22 protein-coding genes are annotated in these 19,598 nt (G+C 61.7%); 10 read left to right on the plus strand and 12 right to left on the minus strand.

Going from position 1 to position 19,598, the window contains the following annotated elements; translation table 11 throughout:
- Positions 1 to 39 precede the first annotated feature (39 nt).
- Together mgtE and ACIQUG_RS01835 are read left to right on the plus strand one after the other, a co-directional pair.
- Complete coding sequence (gene mgtE / locus ACIQUG_RS01830; RefSeq protein WP_402316771.1) at positions 40 to 1,461, plus strand: magnesium transporter; 1,422 nt, start codon at positions 40 to 42, stop codon at positions 1,459 to 1,461.
- A 44-nt stretch (positions 1,462 to 1,505) separates the two neighbouring features.
- On the plus strand, positions 1,506 to 1,919 hold the full coding sequence (locus ACIQUG_RS01835; RefSeq protein WP_043624847.1) for a MerR family DNA-binding transcriptional regulator: 414 nt from the start codon (positions 1,506 to 1,508) through the stop codon (positions 1,917 to 1,919).
- Positions 1,920 to 1,999: 80 nt separating this feature from the next.
- Here the strand turns inward: ACIQUG_RS01835 and ACIQUG_RS01840 are convergent, their stop codons facing one another.
- From ACIQUG_RS01840 to ACIQUG_RS01850, 3 genes are all read right to left on the minus strand, one after another.
- Positions 2,000 to 2,473 (minus strand): isoprenylcysteine carboxylmethyltransferase family protein, encoded by a 474-nt coding sequence (locus ACIQUG_RS01840; protein WP_043624844.1) that lies wholly within the window; start codon positions 2,471 to 2,473, stop codon positions 2,000 to 2,002.
- Positions 2,474 to 2,476: 3 nt separating this feature from the next.
- On the minus strand, positions 2,477 to 3,484 hold the full coding sequence (locus ACIQUG_RS01845) for a heparan-alpha-glucosaminide N-acetyltransferase (protein ID WP_402316774.1): 1,008 nt from the start codon (positions 3,482 to 3,484) through the stop codon (positions 2,477 to 2,479).
- 130 nt (positions 3,485 to 3,614) lie between these two features.
- Entirely contained in the window at positions 3,615 to 4,307 is a 693-nt protein-coding gene (locus ACIQUG_RS01850) for a DUF599 domain-containing protein (RefSeq protein WP_043624836.1), read from the minus strand.
- Between the two features lie 736 nt (positions 4,308 to 5,043).
- Here ACIQUG_RS01850 and ACIQUG_RS01855 point away from each other — a divergent pair.
- Both ACIQUG_RS01855 and ACIQUG_RS01860 read left to right on the plus strand, forming a co-directional pair.
- The gene (locus ACIQUG_RS01855) at positions 5,044 to 6,444 is read left to right on the plus strand and encodes an L-serine ammonia-lyase (protein ID WP_402316778.1); all 1,401 of its coding nucleotides are present in this window, start codon (positions 5,044 to 5,046) and stop codon (positions 6,442 to 6,444) included.
- Positions 6,445 to 6,571: 127 nt separating this feature from the next.
- Positions 6,572 to 7,009: a DUF1489 family protein gene (locus ACIQUG_RS01860; RefSeq protein ID WP_402316781.1), complete on the plus strand. Its 438-nt coding sequence runs from the start codon at positions 6,572 to 6,574 to the stop codon at positions 7,007 to 7,009.
- 180 nt (positions 7,010 to 7,189) lie between these two features.
- Here the strand turns inward: ACIQUG_RS01860 and ACIQUG_RS01865 are convergent, their stop codons facing one another.
- The 6 genes from ACIQUG_RS01865 to ACIQUG_RS01890 form a co-directional block, all read right to left on the minus strand.
- Positions 7,190 to 7,459 carry a hypothetical protein gene (locus ACIQUG_RS01865; RefSeq protein WP_034795983.1) on the minus strand — a complete coding sequence of 90 codons (270 nt, stop codon included), beginning with the start codon at positions 7,457 to 7,459 and terminating at the stop codon, positions 7,190 to 7,192.
- A gap of 76 nt (positions 7,460 to 7,535) precedes the next feature.
- Positions 7,536 to 9,068 carry a D-alanyl-D-alanine carboxypeptidase gene (locus ACIQUG_RS01870; RefSeq protein ID WP_043624828.1) on the minus strand — a complete coding sequence of 511 codons (1,533 nt, stop codon included), beginning with the start codon at positions 9,066 to 9,068 and terminating at the stop codon, positions 7,536 to 7,538.
- Positions 9,069 to 9,249: 181 nt separating this feature from the next.
- Positions 9,250 to 9,984, minus strand: a complete 735-nt coding sequence (locus tag ACIQUG_RS01875; protein ID WP_402316786.1) for a hypothetical protein — start codon at positions 9,982 to 9,984, stop codon at positions 9,250 to 9,252.
- A gap of 286 nt (positions 9,985 to 10,270) precedes the next feature.
- Positions 10,271 to 10,879 (minus strand): transglutaminase-like cysteine peptidase, encoded by a 609-nt coding sequence (locus ACIQUG_RS01880; RefSeq protein WP_043624822.1) that lies wholly within the window; start codon positions 10,877 to 10,879, stop codon positions 10,271 to 10,273.
- A gap of 699 nt (positions 10,880 to 11,578) precedes the next feature.
- On the minus strand, positions 11,579 to 12,187 hold the full coding sequence (locus ACIQUG_RS01885; protein ID WP_192445963.1) for a PilZ domain-containing protein: 609 nt from the start codon (positions 12,185 to 12,187) through the stop codon (positions 11,579 to 11,581).
- 109 nt (positions 12,188 to 12,296) lie between these two features.
- Entirely contained in the window at positions 12,297 to 12,938 is a 642-nt protein-coding gene (locus tag ACIQUG_RS01890; protein WP_402316791.1) for a PAS domain-containing protein, read from the minus strand.
- 355 nt (positions 12,939 to 13,293) lie between these two features.
- Between ACIQUG_RS01890 and ACIQUG_RS01895 the strand changes: the two genes are divergently transcribed.
- Both ACIQUG_RS01895 and ACIQUG_RS01900 read left to right on the plus strand, forming a co-directional pair.
- Positions 13,294 to 14,025, plus strand: a complete 732-nt coding sequence (locus tag ACIQUG_RS01895) for a rhomboid family intramembrane serine protease (protein WP_043616493.1) — start codon at positions 13,294 to 13,296, stop codon at positions 14,023 to 14,025.
- Positions 14,026 to 14,286: 261 nt separating this feature from the next.
- Entirely contained in the window at positions 14,287 to 14,715 is a 429-nt protein-coding gene (locus ACIQUG_RS01900) for a CBS domain-containing protein (protein ID WP_034795965.1), read from the plus strand.
- Positions 14,716 to 14,846: 131 nt separating this feature from the next.
- Here the strand turns inward: ACIQUG_RS01900 and ACIQUG_RS01905 are convergent, their stop codons facing one another.
- From ACIQUG_RS01905 to folE, 3 genes are all read right to left on the minus strand, one after another.
- Positions 14,847 to 15,806, minus strand: a complete 960-nt coding sequence (locus ACIQUG_RS01905; protein ID WP_402316794.1) for a patatin-like phospholipase family protein — start codon at positions 15,804 to 15,806, stop codon at positions 14,847 to 14,849.
- A gap of 399 nt (positions 15,807 to 16,205) precedes the next feature.
- Positions 16,206 to 16,658 carry a phosphoribosyl-AMP cyclohydrolase gene (gene hisI / locus ACIQUG_RS01910; protein ID WP_402316797.1) on the minus strand — a complete coding sequence of 151 codons (453 nt, stop codon included), beginning with the start codon at positions 16,656 to 16,658 and terminating at the stop codon, positions 16,206 to 16,208.
- Positions 16,659 to 16,682: 24 nt separating this feature from the next.
- On the minus strand, positions 16,683 to 17,300 hold the full coding sequence (folE, locus tag ACIQUG_RS01915; protein ID WP_043616502.1) for a GTP cyclohydrolase I FolE: 618 nt from the start codon (positions 17,298 to 17,300) through the stop codon (positions 16,683 to 16,685).
- A 340-nt stretch (positions 17,301 to 17,640) separates the two neighbouring features.
- Here folE and ACIQUG_RS01920 point away from each other — a divergent pair, with 340 nt between their 5' ends.
- Genes ACIQUG_RS01920 through ACIQUG_RS01935 form a run of 4 tightly spaced genes read left to right on the plus strand, consistent with a single transcriptional unit; the run spans position 17,641 to position 19,438 of the window.
- Positions 17,641 to 18,087 (plus strand): iron-sulfur cluster assembly scaffold protein, encoded by a 447-nt coding sequence (locus tag ACIQUG_RS01920; RefSeq protein WP_402316802.1) that lies wholly within the window; start codon positions 17,641 to 17,643, stop codon positions 18,085 to 18,087.
- Position 18,088: 1 nt separating this feature from the next.
- Positions 18,089 to 18,463: a membrane protein insertion efficiency factor YidD gene (gene yidD, locus ACIQUG_RS01925; RefSeq protein ID WP_402316805.1), complete on the plus strand. Its 375-nt coding sequence runs from the start codon at positions 18,089 to 18,091 to the stop codon at positions 18,461 to 18,463.
- Positions 18,460 to 18,888 (plus strand): DUF2267 domain-containing protein, encoded by a 429-nt coding sequence (locus ACIQUG_RS01930; RefSeq protein ID WP_402316808.1) that lies wholly within the window; start codon positions 18,460 to 18,462, stop codon positions 18,886 to 18,888. The genes yidD and ACIQUG_RS01930 overlap by 4 nt, the downstream gene beginning before the upstream one ends.
- 10 nt (positions 18,889 to 18,898) lie before the next feature.
- Positions 18,899 to 19,438, plus strand: a complete 540-nt coding sequence (locus ACIQUG_RS01935; RefSeq protein WP_402320504.1) for a DUF1697 domain-containing protein — start codon at positions 18,899 to 18,901, stop codon at positions 19,436 to 19,438.
- Positions 19,439 to 19,598 lie beyond the last annotated feature (160 nt).

Raw genomic sequence — 19,598 nt, forward strand, 5'->3', positions numbered from 1 at the left:
TGGGCGGCCGGGAAGCAGCAAATCGTTTCGAGGGCGCGCATGAGCAATACTGGCGACGAAGACCGCGGCTCGGAAGACGTTAAGGCCTTTGACGGCTCGGACATTTATGCCGACGACGGTTCTATCCGCTCCGATTTTCTCATGCATGTCGGCGCGGCAATCGCCGATCGCGATACGATCTACCTGCGCCAGCATGTCGCCGGCCTGCACTCGTCGGAAATGGGCGACCTGCTCGAGGCCATCCAGCCCGATCAGCGGCTGGCACTGGTTTCGCTGCTCGGCAAGGAGTTCGACCTTTCGGCGCTGACGGAGGTCGACGAGGCAATCCGTCTCGATATCGTCGAGCACATGCCGAACGAACAGATCGCCGAGGCCATCGGCGAGATGGATTCGGACGATGCGGTCTACATTCTGGAAGACCTGGAGCAGGAAGACCAGGACGAGATCCTGGCGAAGCTGCCGTTTACCGAACGGGTTCGCCTCCGCCGCTCGCTGGATTATCCCGAAAGCACGGCCGGTCGGCGCATGCAGACCGAGTTCGTGGCGGTGCCGCCGTTCTGGACCGTTGGGCAGACGATCGACTACATGCGCGAAGACGAGGACTTGCCGGAGAGTTTCACGCAGATCTTCGTGATCGACCCGACCTTCAAGCTGCTCGGCGCGATGGACCTCGACCGCATCCTCAGAACCAAGCGGTCGGTCAAGGTCGACGCGATCATGCACGACACTAGCCATGCCATTCCGGCCGAGATGGACCAGGAAGAGGCGGCCCAGCTGTTCGAGCAATACGACCTTCTTTCCGCGGCCGTGGTCGACGACAATGGCCGGCTCGTCGGCGTGCTCACCATCGACGACGTCGTCGACGTCATTCAGGAAGAAGCCGAAGAAGACTTGCTGCGCCTGAGCGGCGTCGGCGACGAAGAACTTTCGGACTCCGTCGGGGAGGCATCGCGCTCACGCGTGCCGTGGCTGTTCATCAATTCGATGACCGCCTGCATCTCCGCTTCGGTCATCGGCCTCTTCGATGCGACGATCCAGCACATCGTGGCGCTCGCCATCCTGATGCCGATCGTTGCGGGCATGGGCGGCAATGCCGGTTCGCAGACGATGACTGTCACGGTGCGCGCGCTCGCAACCCGGGGTCTCGACATTCACAACGCCCCGCGCATCATCCGGCGTGAAGCCGGCGTCGGGCTGCTCAACGGCATGATCTTCGGCACGCTGATCGGCCTTCTTGCCGGTCTCTGGTTTCAGGACCCGAACATCGGCGGCATCATTGCGACTGCGATGCTGATCAACATGATGGCTGCCGCCCTTGGCGGCATCCTCGTGCCACTCTGCCTCGATCGCTTCGGCGCCGACCCGGCGGTCTCTTCCGCCGTCTTCGTGACGGCCATTACCGATATCACCGGCTTCTTCAGCTTTCTCGGCATCGCCACCTGGTGGTTCCACGTCACGTAACGCTGCGTGTTGTTTGACTTTTACGTCAAGGTCAACGATAGTGCATGTGCAGGAACACATGGAATGGCAGCGTGAATAAATACTATAGCATCACCGAATTGACGCGGGAATTCGGCATTTCCACCCGAACGCTGCGCTTCTATGAGGACGAGGGCCTCATCCATCCGGAGCGCCGTGGCCGCACGCGCCTGTTCCGGCCGGCTGACCGGCGGCTCATCCAGGAGATCCTGCGCGGACGGCGCATCGGCTTCACCATCGCCGAGATCCGTGAAATCATTCAGGTCTACAAGGACCCGCCTGGCGAGCTCGGCCAGCTTCAGCTGTTGATGTCGCGCGTCGAGGAAAAGCGCGAAGAGCTGCGCCAGAAGCGCAAGGACATCGACGATACGTTGACGGAACTCGACAATGTCGAGGAGGCATGCCTGACGCGTCTGGCCGAAATCGGCGTCGGCACCTGAAGGTTCGCTGGTTTATCTCTGGATATTTTCAAGGGTAGCGTTCGCGCTGCCCTTTTTGCTGCGCGCAGCCGCGCCTGGGCTCAGATCCAGCGGCTGGTGTGCCGGCAGTAGCGCTCGAACTCGAAACCGAAGCGCGACAGCAGATGTCGCTCCTCGTTGCGGATGGCAAGGAGCGTCGTCAGCATGACCGCTGTGATCGCCGTGATGAAGAACCAGGGATTGAGCGTCGCCAGACCAAAGCCGATCATCATCAAGGTGTAGCCGAGATAGATCGGGTTGCGTGTGAAGCGGAACGGCCCGTAGGTGACGAGGCAGGTTGCCGACCGAGAGGGAAGGACGGCGGTGTGGCGGTCGAGCAGCGTCTTGACCGCCCAGAGATCGAGCCAGACGGCGACGACCATCAGGATGCCGCCGCTGATCCAGGGAAACCAACCGTGGCCATGGGCGACGGGAATGGGAAAATGTCGCGCCAGGATGAGCGCCGCAAGAGTGGCGACCCCGTAGAGCAGGGCCGGCCATGGGAAGTTCAGCGGCTTGGCACGATAGGCATTCATGTCCTAGTCCCCTGATTGCACGTTCATTGTGCATTGCTGTGCGATTCGCGCAATGCGTTCATCGGTGCTGACGTTGATCTCTCCCCTGTTCAGACTGTCGAACAGGTTCTGTTCCACCAGACGGTCGAGCGTGCAGCCGCAGAAGCTGTCGCACGGCACAGCCGGATTGCCCTGGTTGCAGGCCGCAACGCAATTGCTGCGATAGGCTTCCTTGGGATCCGGCAGTGTCGGCGGAGAGATCAGCGAGAAGAGATAGACCAGTCCGATGAGCACGGGCTGGTGAATGAGGTATATGGCCAGACTGTGACGGCTGCCGAAGACGAGGGCCGTCATCCACAGCCGCCCCTTGCCATCTGTGGAAGGCCGGCTTGCGAGCGCGGACACCAGCCGCGCGTGGAAGAGCTTGGCGGTACCTAGGCCGAGCAGGAACGGCCCGAGCCACGGCAACAGCGGCACGTAGTCGTTGGAGCGCGGTAGCGTTTCCGACAGGCCGACCCACCAGAGCCAGGGGGCATCGAAGATCGGCGATCGCAGATAGAACGGGGCTGCGATGGCGGCGGCGGCTGCAACGAAGGAAACGACGGCAGGAAGCCTGAGGAAGATCAGGCCGACCAGACTTGCCGCGGCGATCGCATGCAGGATGCCGAAGAAGATGAACGTGTCCGGGAAGGCGAAATAGGTGGCAATCGTGATCAGCGCTGCGGCACCGGCAATCTTGGCGAAACGGCGCAGGAACGCGTCGATGCGGATCGTCGGCCATTGCCCGAGCACGAGGCTGTAGCCGGCAAGAAACAGGAAGCTGCTGGCAATCAGCCGCGCAAAGATCTTCCAGCCGCCGGTGCCGGCGGTGCCTGCCGCGACATAGCCGAAGAACTCAAGGTCCCAGACGAAGTGATAGGTCGCCATGGCAAGCAGTGCCACACCGCGCGCGACATCGATGAAGGCGAGCCGCCTGCCTGTCGGTTTCGCGGGGGTCTCTGCTGCCGGTGCGGTCACATGGATATCGGACATGGGCATTCGCCATCCTGTTGGCGTGGGGAAGAGTGGCAGGCCTGGCTTGCGCCAGGCACGCGTCCTTGATTGCTGATGGAACGTTGTGGCTGCAAGTCGCTGCCGTTCGGCGCGCCGGGCGCGCGGATCGTCAGGGTGTCGCGTCCTGGAGGAGCGCGGACCGCGCTTCCGAGAAGAACTGTCTGCGGGTCAAGACGAAAATGACGAAGACGGTGAGCGCCACGAACACATAGGGACTGATGAACCAGCCGAGATAGCCGATCGACAGGAAGATCGCCCGGAGACCGGCGTTGAAATGCTTGGCGGCGAGCACGTTCATCCGGATCGCCCGCTCGGCTGCCTTTTCCGCCGCGTGCCGATCCCGCTGCATGTCGGCGGTCATCGGGATGCCGCCCATCAGGATCGAGCAATAGTTGAACAGCCGGTAGGACCAGCCGAACTTGAAGAAGGAGTAGCCGAACAGGCAGGTGAGGCCGCCGACCTTCAGCTCGAAGGCCGTGCGGCCGCCATGGAAGACATAGGGCATGTCGGCAAAGATCATCTGCGCCTGTTCGGTCGCGCCGAGCAGCGCGAAGCAGCCGCCGAGCGCGAAAATGGTGGTCGAGGCGAAGAAGGCGGTTCCGGCCTGCAGGCCCGCGATGATCTGCGTATCGATCATCTTCAGGTCGCGGTTCAGCGAATTGCGGATCCAGCGGCCGCGGTGCTCGTTCATGAGGCGGGTGAGACTCACGCGTTTGAAGCCGCGGGTGCCATCGGTCGCCCAGCTGAAACCCGCCCAAAGCAGGATAAACACGACAAGTGCTATGTAATCTTCGAAGGTCATACACGTGTTTTTGGCATGGCTTTTGGAAATTGCAAGGTGGCCGGCGCGGCGTCTGAATCGGCGACGCGTCAACTACTGTGATGAAAATGCGGCGGAATTTCTCTTCGCCTCTGCCGGGGAATTGAGGGGTTTTCACCAGGATCGTGTTGAGGAGCGCCGAAGCGGGACACTTTTCCGCCACATTCCCCCATTGCGCATTTACGCTTTCTTCAATATGCATGGCCCCAGACGCGGGCGCCCACTGTGCTGCCCGCGGCCGTTGAGAGTTTTTCGGAGACATCATGGACAATACAATTCAGAAGTCTTGCTGGGGCGTGACTGCTCGCGCCGTAGCTGGTTTCGCTGGCGTTCTTGTTCTTGCTTATCTTTTCGGCGGCCTTTGATATCTAGTTTCTAGACAAGTCCACTGATTGACGGCGCGGCTTCCCAAGAGCCGCGCCGTTTTTGATTCCGGGCTACGGCGCTGGAACATGCGCGGGCGACGATGTCGCATGGGTGCGATCGAATGTCGGTTGACCGCCTGAGCGCCGGCCATGGGATCGCTTAGGCTTCGTTCCTATATCTGCTGGTGAATGTCCTTAAATCGGCACCGATCTGAGGATAAAATCGTTCAGTGAATATGAGGATACGGCGCCGGTTCGCATGGACCATGAAGCGTGGTATCGAGGCAATCGTGAATGCGGCGGCGGGCGATCATGCCCGTGCGTCGCGGGTCAGTCTCCGGGGCAGGCAGCTTATGTTTCTTTCCGTCTTCGACGTGTTCAAGATTGGTATCGGGCCTTCGAGCTCGCATACGATGGGGCCGATGTCGGCCGCCAATCGCTTTCTCGATCTCATCCTTTCCGATGATTGGCCGCGTCCGTCCCACGCCACCGTCGCCGCGATCAAGGTGAGCCTGCACGGTTCGCTCGCCCATACCGGCATCGGCCATGGAACGGGCAGGGCGGTGATCCTCGGCCTGGTCGGCGAACGCCCGGATCTCGTCGATCCGGATCGCATGGATACCCTGATCGACGAAGTCGAACGCACGGGCCGCATTACGCCGCCGGGCCATCCGTCCTACGAATTCCAACCGAAGACCGATCTGATCTTCGACAAGAAGGTGCCGCTGCCCGGCCATGCCAATGGCATGTCGTTTTCCGCCTTCGACCGTGACGGCCGGCTGCTGTTGAAGCGGATCTACTATTCGATCGGCGGCGGCTTCGTCGTGACCGACACGGAACTGGAGGCCATGCGCGCCTCGAAGAACAAGGCGACGGGCGTCAAGGTGCCGTTCCCATTCTCCTCGGCACAGCAAATGCTGGATATGTCTGCGCGCTCCGGCCTGACGATCGCGCAGATGAAGCGGGCGAACGAAGAGGCGACGATGTCGCCGGACGAACTGAACGCCGGGCTCGACCGCATCTGGGGCGCGATGAGCAACTGCATCGACCGAGGCTTGAGCCAGGACGGCATCATGCCCGGCGGCCTGAAGGTTCGCCGCCGCGCCCGCTCGATCCACGACAAGCTGCAGGAAGAGTGGCGTTCCAACAAAGCCAATCCGCTGCTCGCCAACGACTGGCTGAGCGTTTACGCGATGGCGGTCAACGAGGAGAACGCTGCCGGCGGCCGCGTCGTCACCTCGCCGACCAACGGCGCCGCTGGCGTGGTGCCGGCGACGATCCGCTATTACATGCATTTCCATGACGATGCCGACCAGGAAGGCATTCGCGACTATCTGCTGACGGCTGCCGCGATCGGCGGCATCATCAAGCACAATGCCTCGATTTCCGGCGCCGAGGTCGGCTGTCAGGGCGAGGTGGGCTCGGCGTCCGCGATGGCGGCGGCCGGCCTTGCCGCCGTTATGGGCGGGACGCCGGAGCAGATCGAAAATGCCGCCGAGATCGCGCTCGAGCATCACCTCGGCATGACCTGCGATCCCGTGGCGGGCCTCGTGCAGGTGCCCTGCATCGAACGCAATGCGCTTGGCGCGGTCAAGGCGGTAACCGCCGCCTCCCTGGCGCTCAAGGGTGACGGCAAGCATTTCGTGCCGCTCGACGCCTGCATCGAGACGATGCGGCAGACGGGCGTCGACATGAACGAGAAGTACAAGGAAACCTCGACCGGCGGTCTAGCGGTCAACGTCGTCGAGTGTTGAGGCCTGCAAGCTTGCAGGCCTCGTGAAGCCCGTATGTCGGTGTATCGACCGGGCGTGTTGCAGTGATTGTGGATGAACGACGTCTGGCCGCTTGACCGCAACGGCCGGACGGGTGTTCAAAAAAGCCATGTCTCTACATCTCATAAAGCTCTGCGTTGGAGCGGAATCGATCGAGGACCTGCGCGAATGGGTTTCGCGCAAGGCGATGGCCGCCATGGCCGCCGGCCTGGAACCGCATTCGTTCCACACGACGCGCATGGTGCCCAAGCGCGTGGAGGAGTTGCTGGAAGGCGGTTCGCTCTACTGGGTGATCAAGGGCAGCGTGCAGGCGCGCCAGCCGCTCATCGGCATCGAGACCTTTACCGACGGCGAAGGCATCGGTCGCTGCAATCTGCTGCTGGGTCCGGAAGTGGTCGAGACGGAACTGCAGCCGCGCCGTGCGTTCCAGGGTTGGCGTTACCTGACCGACAAGGACGCCCCGCGCGACCTGGCGTCGCTCTCGGGCGGCGGTTCCGAGATGCCGCTCGAATTGCGGCGCGAACTGGCGGAACTCGGACTTCTCTAGAATTCCTGTGCCGCGGGTATTTTGCTGAGCCGTTTGCGATCGTGCGGCAACCAGCGTGTTCCTTGAAAGTAGTGCCCGCTTTCGCACTCTGCCGTGCGCGAAGCGGCTTCACCCAGGCCGCACCATCATCCAGCCATAAAGCAAAAAGGCGGCCGTAGCCGCCTTTCGAACTATGGATGTTCAGGTGATCCGCATCTTCAGCGGATGGCGTCGGTTCGGCGCCGTCACGTGAAGGTGGATGCCGGCGCGTGGCTGGGTCGAGCGCCAGGCACGCGCCCCGTGCGTCAAGAGCATGCCGACGAGATCGCGTGTCTTGGCCTTCGATCGATTGAGGCCGAGATCGGCGATGCGCATGGCCGCCTCGTGCAGGGGGTGCAGATTGATGCGCGACGGTTTAGCCCGTCGCCCCGGCAGCGGGGTGACACCCGGAACGTTCTCGTTCATTGCCATGTTTAACCTCGTTACGCTGTACAAATCCGAGGAAGGCGGCCGAAAAACAAACACATCCGGCCGCCAAATTTCGTCGTTACTGCTGGCTGGCCCAGCAGGAGATGCCTTTCTTCTTCAAGGCCTTGCAGGCGTTGACTGCGGAATTCTGGTCGTCGAAGCCGCCGAAGCGGGCGCGGTATACCTGGCCGAAGGCAACGGTGAACGGCTGCGCGTTGCGAAGTGCCTTGCCGCCCTTGTCCTTGGCGTTGCCGAGCAGCGTCATGGCCTGGTCCTTGTCCGGCGTGGCACCGATCTGGATCACCCAGCCCTGCGGTTGCGCCGGCATCGGCTCGGCCTTTGCGACTTCGGCGGGCTCTGCCTTGGCGGCAGCGTCTGCCTTCTTCGGCACGGAATGGGTGATCTGCGTGTCGACCATGGCTGCGGTTGCAGGCTGGCGAAGCTTCAGGCTCTGTGCGTCGAGCGTGTTGGGAACGATCTTCGGGGAAAGGACAGGGTTGTCCGATGCGCGCTTGTTGCCGGCATAGGCCATCTGCACGCTGCTGGCGCTTTCACCATTGTAGCGGAAGTCCGGAACGGGACCGGTGTTGGGCAGGTCGTGGCCCGTGGCGACGGCCGCGACGACCGGCGTCTCGGCAACGGGCGCTGCGGCTGCAACCTGGGTCTCTTCTGCCGGAACCGGAGTCGGCTTCGTCTCGGCAATCAGGTTGCCATTGCCGCGACGCGACGCGTCCGGCATGTACTTCGCGACCAGGCGGCGCATCTGCGCATCGCGGCTCGCGCCCGAGGTGCCGCCCATGACGACGGCGACGATGCTGCGACCATCAATCTGGGCCGAGGTCACGAGATTGAAGCCGGAGGCGCGGGTGTAGCCGGTCTTGATGCCGTCGACGCCGCGCACATTGCCGAGCAGGCGGTTGTGGTTGCCGATGGTCTGCTTGCCGAAGCGGAAGCTGCGGGTGGAGAAATAGTCGTAATACTGCGGGAAATGCTGGCGGAGCGCGAGACCGAGGCGGGCCTGGTCACGTGCGGTCGTGCGCTGTTCCGGATTGGGCAGGCCGTTGGCGTTGCGGTAGGTCGTGCGCGTCATGCCGAGCGCGCGCGCCTTGTTCGTCATCATCCGGGCGAAGCGCTGCTCCGAGCCGCCGAGATACTCGCCAAGCGCCGTGGAGGCGTCGTTGGCCGACCGGGTGACGAGCGAAAGGATCGCCTGTTCGACGGTGATCGACTGGCCGGCGCGCACGCCGAGCTTCGACGGCGGTTCCGCGGACGCGTTCTTCGAGAAGGGAATCTGCGTGGACTTGCTGATCCGGCCTGCTTCGAGCGCCTCGAAGGTGAGGTAGAGTGTCATCATCTTGGTGAGAGATGCCGGATAGCGCAGTTCGTCGGCGTCCTCGCCATAGAGGATCTTGCCGGTCTTGGCATCGACGACGATGCCCGAATATTTGGGGTTGGCGTAGGTCGACGCCGCAAAGCCGGGCAACACAAAGGCGACCGAGGCAATGGTGCCTGCCAGGACGACCCGCTTTACCATCTTTGAAAGAGCGCCGAATGGGCGCTTCGCGAGATCAAAAAAACCGGTTTGGGACACTACGCTGCTCTTTATTCTCATGTCATGGGGTTGTCCGGACGCCGCCTCCGGGAACGACCGTTCTCGAGACAGTATCGGCATAGCGTTACCAATCGGTTTATGATGAATGATTGGTTTCCGGAATCGGACGCATTCGTACAAAGACAATTCCGGTGTAGCGCAATGGCGCGGCGACTGCCTCGACCACATCAGTTGGACGAAATCAGGGCACGATTCGGCTTTTGATGAAAGCCGTTATCGCGTCGTCGATCTCCTTCCACCGTGGCAACAGTTTATTGGCGAAGCGGTAGAGCACCACGAGGTCCTTGCCGGCATGAATGTCGCGCTGGCAGTCGGCGCTCGTCGATATGGTTTGCGCGTCGGATTTCAGGCAGCGCACCACGTAGGGCGCCTGGTCTGTCCGCTCCGAAGTATAGAAGACTTCGCCCGCATAGCTGGAGGCAGCTTTGGTCGCGTGCAACTGTAGTCCGTTCGGCCCAGGGGACGGAGCGCCGTCGAAGACTTGCGTGTAGATCGGCTCCAGCCGGCCCGACATGTCGCGGGACATGGTGCTTTGCGAAATCTGCAGGAAGATCAGATTTTCAGGTGCATCGACGTCGTTGAAGAGGTCGCGGTTTTCGTCGCTGTAACCTTCGAGGCCCGGCCATGTCAGGTAGACGTCGACACGCCCGACGATCGAAGTGGCACGTTGCGCCTCGAAGCGGATCATGTTCGCCGGAAGCCGCAGGTGATCCTGTCCGATGAAGATATCGTAGGGCTCGCGGCTCGCAGTGTGGCCGGCGAGAGCAAGGTTTTCGCCGAACCATCTTCCGGCGAAGGCGATTGCCGCCGTTAGGGCCGCGAGCACAACGACGATCGCCGTCACCCGATAGACGAAACGGGTGGAGAGAAGTGGCCGGAGTTCCGGTTCGTCTATCCCGTTTGGAGAATTGCTCATCGTGGCCGTCCCGTCGCGTTGGCCGCGCCCAAGTCGAGTGTCGACCCCTTGGCTCGTGGCAGGCCGAACTGTGGCGGAGGCCGCTTGCCCGACGCTGGTCGAAGACGGTTAACTTTCGATGAATGCCCAATGCCTGCAGGTACCCGGGGAGGTGAGGCTGCATAAAAAAACGGCCGGTTCCGAGGGACACGGAACCGGCCGAGGCTCGGTCTGGACGGGGAAAGTAACTGACCGAGGCCCGTTGGGAAGGCGTCCGCCGGGTGGCGGTCTGCCTGTGTTTCAGATCTTACTGTGTGCGAACGCTGCCGACGGCGACGGTGCGGCCGTCCTGAAGCTTGACCCAGCGGCCGGAATGCTCGGTCGATTGGCGCTTGAGGTAGGTGTATTCGGTATCCGACCACAGCAGCACCTTGTTGCGCATGTTGTCGAGGATGAAGTCGCCGCGGTCGGTGCGAACGGTAAGGACGGCATGGCCGTCGCCATTCGGCTGCAGCACGACGGTGATCAAGAGGTCGGATGCGGAGAAGCCGCTTTCGATCAACTTGCGGCGCTTCAGAAGGACGTAGTCTTCACAATCGCCGACGGTTTCCGGATAGGACCACTTCTCTTCGACGCCATGGATTTCCATGTCGGTCATCGGGGTGATCGCCTGGTTGACGTCGTAGTTGATCTCGAGAATTTTCTGCCAGCCTTCGCGGGTCAGCACCATCGGGCCGCGATCCTTGCCATTGGAGGTGCACTCCGACGCATAGATCTTGCAGAACTCGTAGTGGCCGATCGGCGGGTTGGTCGAGCCGGTCACGACCATGTTGGCCGTAAGAGCCTGGGCTGTGCCGAAAAGGCCGCCGGTGAAAAGGACCGCAATCGCGATCAGCTTGGTGATTGTCTTGAGCATGATTGTCTCCCCGTTATGGTTCGACAATGGCACGGACGTTTTTATCGCTCGCGAACTTGCGAGCTAAAAACAAGTACAAATGAAAGTCGTATAAGAATAAAACAAGAATAGAATTTTATTTGTATTTGAATTGAATTTGAATCAAATTTTATCTATTTCAGCTTCCTTCGCAGGTGGAGAGGTGATTTGTTAAGCAATCAACCCTCTGTATTTATGTGTCTTTATGAGGGGAGGGCCGTCGGTTTTTGCAAAAGTCGCGGCGCGGGCGCGGCGGGAAGGGCGGATTTTCCGTGTCTGCCTACGGCTCTTCCGGAGACTTTTGACTTGAAATATGCGTTTTCGCTTGAATTCTGCCGGGAAAAATATTTGCAGACGGCGAACGCGTTTGCGTGTTGCGCCGCACCTGTCTCGAAATGATCCAGGCGCGGGTGCGGCGTGTCGCAGCCTGCGAAAACCGCTCCGGTTGTCGCTGCTCATCCTGTGCGTGCGGGCTACGCGGACGTAGGGCTAAGTGAGTGCGCTTCTGGCGCGTTCGCTCGGGCGCGGACAGGCGGAGCGCTTTGATGCAGGAGCGGGGGCGTTGCCGCACATGAGAAGCACGAAGACGGCTTCAGGCCGGGTGTATGGATGGCGGGACGGTCGGGCTGTGAGCCTTGCCCGATGCGGGGCGATCGGTCGCCGAACGGCGCAGGCGCGCCGTTAGAGGAATTCGGTCAGTGCCTCACGGGACTGGATACCCGAGAACTCGATGGCGCAGCCTTCCTGGAAGTGACGGACGATCCGGCCCTTCATGTTGCCGAGCAGAATGGCGGTGCCGATCGGCGGGCGGTTCTCGATGTCGACGGCGGCACCGGACAGCGAAAGGTCGATGATGCGGCAGGGGAACTTCTCTCCGGTGTCGAGCGTCAACTCGGTCACCGTCTTGCGCGGCGCAAGGCGATCGTGGCGGCGGTCTTCCGGCAGGCCGAGCTCGTGCTTGTTGGCGATCCAGGTGAGCTGGGCCGCGAGCTTCTCGCGCTTGCGCTCGGTCGCATTGAGCTGGATGACGAAAGCGCCGTCGGCGATGCGCGATACGGTCCCTTCGAGACGCCCGACATGATCGACATAGGCGATGATGCGTTCGCCCGCGCGCGGCTGGGCCGGCGAGGAAAGCAGGACGTCGCCGGGCGACATGTCGATGGCCGTGCACTCGAACTCGTCATGATTGGCAAGCATCAGCCGCCCCGCCAGATTCACGGAAACGCGCTGGAACGCACCTTCGTGGTGCGGTTTCGGAGCGGTATTCTGTGCGTGCTGAAACGAGAACATGATGACTCTGTGGCGACATAGCTTGGCTGGCGGAGATTAGCCTTTTCAAGTTAATAGAAGGTTCGTCCTCCGGTTGGTCCAGGGCGTCATCTCGGCACAGCGCTCCGGATCAGTCGCGGCGGCCGCCTTCGAGAATGCGGAGATGCCCGAACTGGCGGAATTCGCTCGAAAATGCGCCCGCGACCTGCGATTTCGCAACGGTACCGCTCGGTTGCTGGGCTTCCTCTTCGCGAAAGACGGCGGTGCGGTCGGGGTCGAGAACCTTCATGCCCGTCGCGTCGAGACACTCGATCGCGGTTGCATGCAACCAATACGGGCGAGAAAGCGGTGAGAGGGCGCCAAGGACCCGGTCGCTTTCTCCTTCGCTGGAGGCCAGCGGCAAGAGCAGGGTTTCGATGTCGACCTCGCGCGCGTCGGCGGTGCGGCCCTTGGCCGAAAGCACCAGCGGCACACGATGCGTCATGACCTGGCCGGTGATGCGGTGCGTTTTCGCCGCCTGGCTTCCGAGCCACAGCATACCGAATTGCCGCCCGCGCAGCTCCTGGCCGAAGAGGGCGCACACCTGGGTTCCCGCCAGGCGAAACGAGATGCCGGCATTGCGGTCGCGCTCGAGAATGAACAGGTTCGGCAGCAGCATTCTGATATCCGAGGGTTCAAGCTCGTCACGGCGCGGAAGCTCGCGCTTCCCGCGAATGGTGTTCCAGTATCGGAAAAGCTCCGTCGTCGTATTGCTGCGCATCGCTTCGTTCATTCCATTCCTGCGGCCCGGTGTGTCCCGGTTCGGAACAACTTCGGCCGTGCATTGCGGTTCTGAGGATTAAGGAGCGAAAACCGTGCCAGCCGGAAATTAAGGTTAACAAACGGTTTCCGTTGCAGTGGGGCGCCGCAACTGGCAGGGGAGGACATCACTTTACGAAGCGTTGTCTTCGGCACTTGAACTGGAGCTCGGATCTGAGCTTGGCGACCGTTCAGTTTTTGCTGGACGGTCTTTTTTTGTTTGCTTATGGCTGGTCGCCCCAATTCCAGTCCTAATTCCGGCGATGCCATGCCATCGCCGCGATCGAGCAGGAATGTGTGGACCGCATTGAGAGGAGAGAGCAGCAACCATGGAACGAGATCAGACGGCGACGCCACCGGAAGCAGAGCGCGAGAGCGCCGCGAGCCCGGCGCGCGAGCCGGCCTTTAATCTGCCGGCGGGGCTGACTTTCATCCTGCTGTTTCTGATCGCAATCCATGTTCTGCGAACCTACGTGCTGCCGCCGGCGATCGATCAGGAGATCATCTTCAATTTCGCCTTTCTCCCGGCGCGTTACGATCACCCTCTGGCGGAGCAGGGGCTTGCGTGGCTGTGGAGCCCCGTCACCTACTCCTTCCTGCACGGAAGCTGGGAACATCTGATCTTTAACATCTTCTGGATGGTTGCCTTCGGTGCGCCGGTGGTGCGGCGGATCGGCATGGGGCGCCTTGCCGTGTTCTGGTGCCTGTCGGCTGCGGCCGCCGTCGCGCTGCATACGGTCTTTCACTGGGGCGAGATGATCGTCGTCGTCGGTGCGTCCGGCGTAGTGTCGGGCTTCATGGGGGCTGCCGCACGCTTCGTCTTCTCGCCGAGCGGACGCATCAGCCGGCAGTTTGCCCATCTCAATCGCCGGCTCGACGTCGGTGAGGCGCTGGCCAACCGCTCGGTCGTGGTCTTCGCCGGCATCTGGTTTCTGACCAACTTCCTGATCGGCCTTGGCATGTTTACCCCGGGGGCGGCGGGCAGCGTCGCCTGGGAAGCGCATATCGGCGGCTTTCTCTTCGGCTTTCTGCTGTTCAGCCTTTTCGATCCGCGCGACTGACGGAGCGAAAGATCGGCGGACGGCGCTTGTGAGCGCTTGATTTCCCCAAGGCGCTGGCGCACCATTTGTTACGGTCGCCCGTGATCGAAAGACAGGGCGGCCCGTGTAGGCCGGGTATCGAATGCCATCCGCGTCTGAGGAGCACGCGAGACGGCTTTCGCAAGCGGCCAGGGTACAGGTTCCATCGCCCGACCGTACCGCACGTGAGATGGCTGGACCTTTCCCTGCCGACCCGGTGTTGTCGCAACGGGAGATGTGCGCATGTCAGTAAAAGCCATACTCGATGAAAAGGGCCGGAATGTCGTAACGGTCGGCCCTCAGATGACAGTCCAACAGGCTGCCATCCTCTTGCGTGACAATCATATCGGTGCGGTCGTCATCCTCGACGCGGACGATCAGATCGCAGGCATCCTCACCGAGCGCGACATTGTCGCGGCGATTGCCAAGCAGGGCTCGACCTGTCTCGAAAGACCGGTAGCAGCGGTCATGTGGCAGAATGTCTACTGCTGCACCGAGGATATGTCCGTGCAGACCCTGATGGAAATGATGAGCAAGCTGAGGGCCCGTCACCTGCCGGTCGAAAGAAACGGCCAACTCGCCGGCATCGTCTCGATCGGCGACGTGATCAAGCATCACATCCGCGCCATCGAGCACGAGACCGAACAGATCAAGGCCTATATCGCTGGCTGACGGAAAAGGGCGGCACTCCGCCGCCCTCTTAATCCCCTGGGAGCCGCGAGGCACCCTTGTGTTCATCATGGCCTATGGGCGACCGGCAAGGTGCCGCCTGCCTCAAGCTTTGTCATGCCGCAAGCGAGCCGTCAGCGAACGAGCACTTCCTGCATGCGGCGAATTTCAACCAGCCTGGCCTTTGCCTCGTGGTAGCCGCGATCGATGGCTTCGCCCGCGCGATGGAACTCCGAAAGACCGATGTCGTTGAGTTTCGGGTGCAGCGCCAGATCCGGCGGGTCGCCGGCAAGCCGGGCGCGGGAAATCCGGTCCTGAATGATGTTGAAGGCCTGGACCATGACGCTGGTCATGCCGAGGCGAGACTGGTGTGGCGCTTCCTTGGCGGGCGCATCCAGGGATTCGGCGCCGGCGCTGTGTTTGACGACGGCCGAGCGACCATAGAGATCGTAGTTGAGGTTCACCGCGACGACGAGTTGCTGTTCGTGGGCGCGGCACACCGAAACCGGAACCGGATTGACGAGCGCGCCATCGATCAGCGTGCGTCCGTTCGCCTTGATCGGTTCGAAAATGCCGGGCAGGGCATAGGACGCGCGGATGGCGGTGATCAGCGATCCCTTTTCAAGCCACACCTCGTGACCGCTGTGCACCTCTGTCGCAACCGCAATGAATGGCCTGTCGAGGCTCTCGATACTGAGACCCTCGAGATGTTCCTGCATGCGCTTGGTCAGCCGCAGGCCGCCGAAAAGACCGCCGCCGCCGATGGCGAAATCGAGCAGCCCGGCGATCCGGCGCACGGTGAGGGAGCGGGCGAAGGTTTCGAGTTCGTCGAGCTTGCCGGCAAGGTAGCAACCGCCGACGAGCGCGCCGATCGAGGTGCCGGCAATCATGCCGACTTCGATGCCTTCTTCGTCGAGGGCGCGCAGCACGCCGATATGGGCCCAGCCGCGCGCGGCACCGCCGCCAAGCGCGATTGCGATCTTCGGTTTTTGCGGAGGTGGCGCCGGTTCAGGCGGCGTTGTCGAAATCGATGTTCCGTCCGGTCCGGACAGATCCGTAATCTGGTTGCTACGCGTAAACGTCCAATTCAACATCCGGCACCTCCAACACCGCCGAATACTCCGCAGCGCGACACGTCGATGAGAATGCGCGAAGGTCGCTGTGGCAATTCATCACTGACTAAACTTCCCAGGGGTCGGGATTGATCCTGGAGAGACGCAATTTCGTGCGCGCGTCCTGGGGAGGCTCCGCCAAGCCGGCGCCGGTGCCGGCCTTGTCCCGCTTCATCGCTGAAAGACTGGCACCATTCTTAAGGTATATCACCGATCCCACCGACGATTGCGGCGCGACCGATAAACATTGGATACAGTTTGCAATACAGTCTGGAACGGGATCGTTCCGATTGCGCCGCATCCTTGCTTAAGGATTAGGCGCCCGGTTGGTTTCCAAAAGATAAATATAGCATGTAGCCGCGCCAAAAAGATGCGCGATGCTTAATTTTTATCGTAGATCTCGGCGGGGTCGAAATGCCTGTGGTCGTCGGTGATTTTGACCGCGGCCTTGCCGTCTTCGATGACGACGGTTCGATAGAAGCAGGAACGGCGCCCGGTGTGGCAGGTCGCGTCGTGGCCGGCGACGGAAACCTTCAGCCAGATCGCATCCTGGTCGCAATCGGTGCGGATTTCCTTGACTGTCTGCAGGTTTCCGGAGCTTTCGCCCTTCTTCCAGAGGCTTTTGCGCGAGCGGCTGTAGTAGTGCGCCACCCCGGTCTCGATCGTCAGCGCGAGAGCCTCGGCATTCATGTGGGCTACCATCAGCAGCTCTCCATCCCTGGCGTCGGTGACGACAGCGGTGATCAGCCCCTTTTCATCGAAACGCGGGGTGAAGGCCGGACCGGTTTCCAGTTCGGCCTTGTTGGAGGAGGGAGCGTCGAAGGTGAGCGTCATGGAAAGGCTCCGTCTGTCGGAGCCTTACTTGAAGCCCCTGATCATCGTCATGAACCGCACCTGCTCGGCCGGCTCCGTCTGGAACGTACCCGTAAATGTGGTCGTCAGCGTTGTCGAGCCTTGCTTCTGCACGCCGCGCATCGCCATGCACATATGCTCGGCTTCGATCATCACGGCAACGCCGCGCGGGGCGAGCGACTCGTCGATCGCCTTGGCGATCTGCGCGGTCATCGATTCCTGCGTCTGCAGGCGTCGGCCGTAGATATCGACCACGCGGGCGATCTTCGACAGGCCGAGCACGCGCCCGTTCGGCAGGTAGGCGACATGTGCCTTGCCGATGATCGGCACCATGTGGTGTTCGCAATGCGAATAGAACGGGATGTCCTTGACGAGCACCATGTCGTCGTAGCCGGCGACTTCCTCGAAGGTGCGGCCGAGCACGTCTTCGGCAGCAAGTTCATAACCACTGAAAAGCTCGCGGTAGGACTTGGCGACGCGCGCAGGCGTATCCAAAAGTCCTTCGCGCTGCGGGTCTTCGCCGGCCCAGCGCAAAAGAACGCGTACAGCGTCCTCCGCTTCCTTCTGTGTCGGACGGCCGCTCGCATCGTCGAGCACAGGAAAATTCTTCACTATGGCATCCATAATGGCCTCTTTGAGCAATACGGGATTGCTTGACGTTTTATCTTTCGGACAACTCGCCACTGGCCATTCGCCTAACCCTGCAGGCTTGGGTTCCGTTGGCGGGCTCCGGGGCTTTCCGGTCCTGGCTTAGCAGTGCACTGGACCTTCCGGCACGGTTTCCCAAACAACAGGCGACATTGTTCCTCTTGCGGAACTGTCGCCCCAACACGACATAGCATATAGTATGGTGCCACAGAGATGAAAGAGGCGGAGCGTGTCGCGTCGTGCTTTTTTCCCGTCTACCGGAGAAAATCATGCGTCGATCACTCAAAACCGCGAAAAATCAGTCGGATCGCGTCAAATGATGGATGACATCTACAACAGCCGAATTCTCGAATTTGCCGGCAATATTCCCCGGATCGGGACGCTTACCGATGCCGATGCGGACGCGACGGCGCATTCCAAGCTGTGCGGCTCCAAGGTGCATATCTGGCTGAAGATGGATGGTGACGTCGTCACCGATTTTGCCCATGACGTGAAAGCCTGTGCGCTCGGCCAGGCGTCCTCTTCGATCATGGCGCGCCATGTCGTCGGCGCCGGTGCGGAGGAGATCCGCCAGGCGCGCGAAGACATGCTGGCCATGTTGAAGGCAGACGGCGAGGGGCCTTCGGGCCGCTTCGAGGATATGCGCTTCCTGCGTCCGGTGAAGGACTACAAGGCGCGCCATGCGTCGACCATGCTGACCTTCGATGCCGTCGTCGATGCCATCGAGCAGATCGAGGCCAGGCGACTGCTCGCGGCCGTCTGAGATGTGCGGCGAACCGAATTGCCGGCACGCTGCGCAGGAGAAGGCAGCGCCAGCGGCCCGTGGCCGAAACTGGTCGGGGCCCTTTCGCAAGACCCCCGGGCGGCTCTTGGGCATGGCGCTGATCCGCGCCTATCAGTTGACCTTTTCGAGCTTCATCGGCAATTCGTGCCGGCACCTGCCGACCTGTTCGGAATACGGTTACGAGGCGATTGCCCGCCATGGCTTCTGGGCTGGAGGCTGGATGACGCTGTTTCGGGTGGCGCGCTGCGGGCCGGGGGGAACGCATGGTTTCGATCCGGTGCCCGAGCGGCTTGAGCCGCGCCTCGTTTGGTACGCGCCGTGGCGCTTCTGGCGGCCGCGGCCGAAGATTGGATGACCGCCATGACCATGCCGATGGAGTACCGTCAGGCTTCCGCGGACTTCGAGCGCTTCATTCTGGATGCCCGCGACTTGGCCGGGCTGCAGACGACGAACCAGGCCTATACGATGGCGCAGGCGGTGCTGCAGACGTTTCGGCGACGGCTCGACACCGAAGACGCCATCCTGTTTGCCGACATCCTGCCGCCTGTCATCCGCGCGATCTTCGTTGCCGAGTGGGACCTTGAAGAGCCGAGGCTCCCGTTTTCGGGCCGCATCGCCATGACCCGGGAGGTACAGGCACTGCGCCCGGATCACAACATTTCCCCGGACAGCGCCATTGCCGATGTTGCTGGCGCCTTGCGTCGCAACATCGACGAGGCGAAACTCGACCGGGTGCTCGCCCGGCTGCCAGCGGGCGCTGCGGATTTCTGGCGCGCCTGACAGGGGAATGATGAACAGCTACGTCGCCTTGCTTTACAGTATCGTCCTCGGGCCCGGCCGTCGGGTCGTCATGGCTGACCTCAAGAAGATGGCGGAAACGCTCGGCTATCAAGCGCCGCGGACCCTGGTCGCAACGGGCAATCTGGTGTTTCAGACCGGACAAACGTCCACTCGGGACCTCGAAATGCCGCTTGAGGCGGCCTTTGCCGAGACGTTTGGCCGGCATGTCGACATTCTTGTCCGATCCGAGGCCGATTGGCAGACGCTTGCCGCGTCCAATCCCTTCCGTCAAGAGGGTGAGGCGGACGCGACGCAGGTCCATGTTCGGGTGATGCGGGATCCCCTTACGGAAACGGCACTCGAAGGACTTCGGCGCTACTGCACCGCCGGCGAGCGACTGGCGATCGTCGACGGCGATCTCTGGGTGCATTTTCCCGGCAAGGCGAGCGAATCGAAGCTGCTCGGCGCGATGACCACCAAGCGGCTCGGCATCGGCACGTTCCGCAACTGGAACACGGTGAAGGGGCTTTCCGAGATGCTGCGCAGCTAGCGCCCGCCGCAGCCTCGCCTTTACTCACTTTCGAAAACCCTTTATCAGGCTACGGCGTGTTTCCGCGGGTCGTTCTGCGATCTGGGGAAAAACACGCAGCAATCCAAAGCACTACAGCGATCCCTGCGCGTCTGACGGATGCGACGCTGTATCGTCAATT

The sequence above is a fragment of the Ensifer sp. NPDC090286 genome (genome assembly GCF_044769565.1).
Taxonomy (GTDB): Bacteria; Pseudomonadota; Alphaproteobacteria; order Rhizobiales; family Rhizobiaceae; genus Ensifer.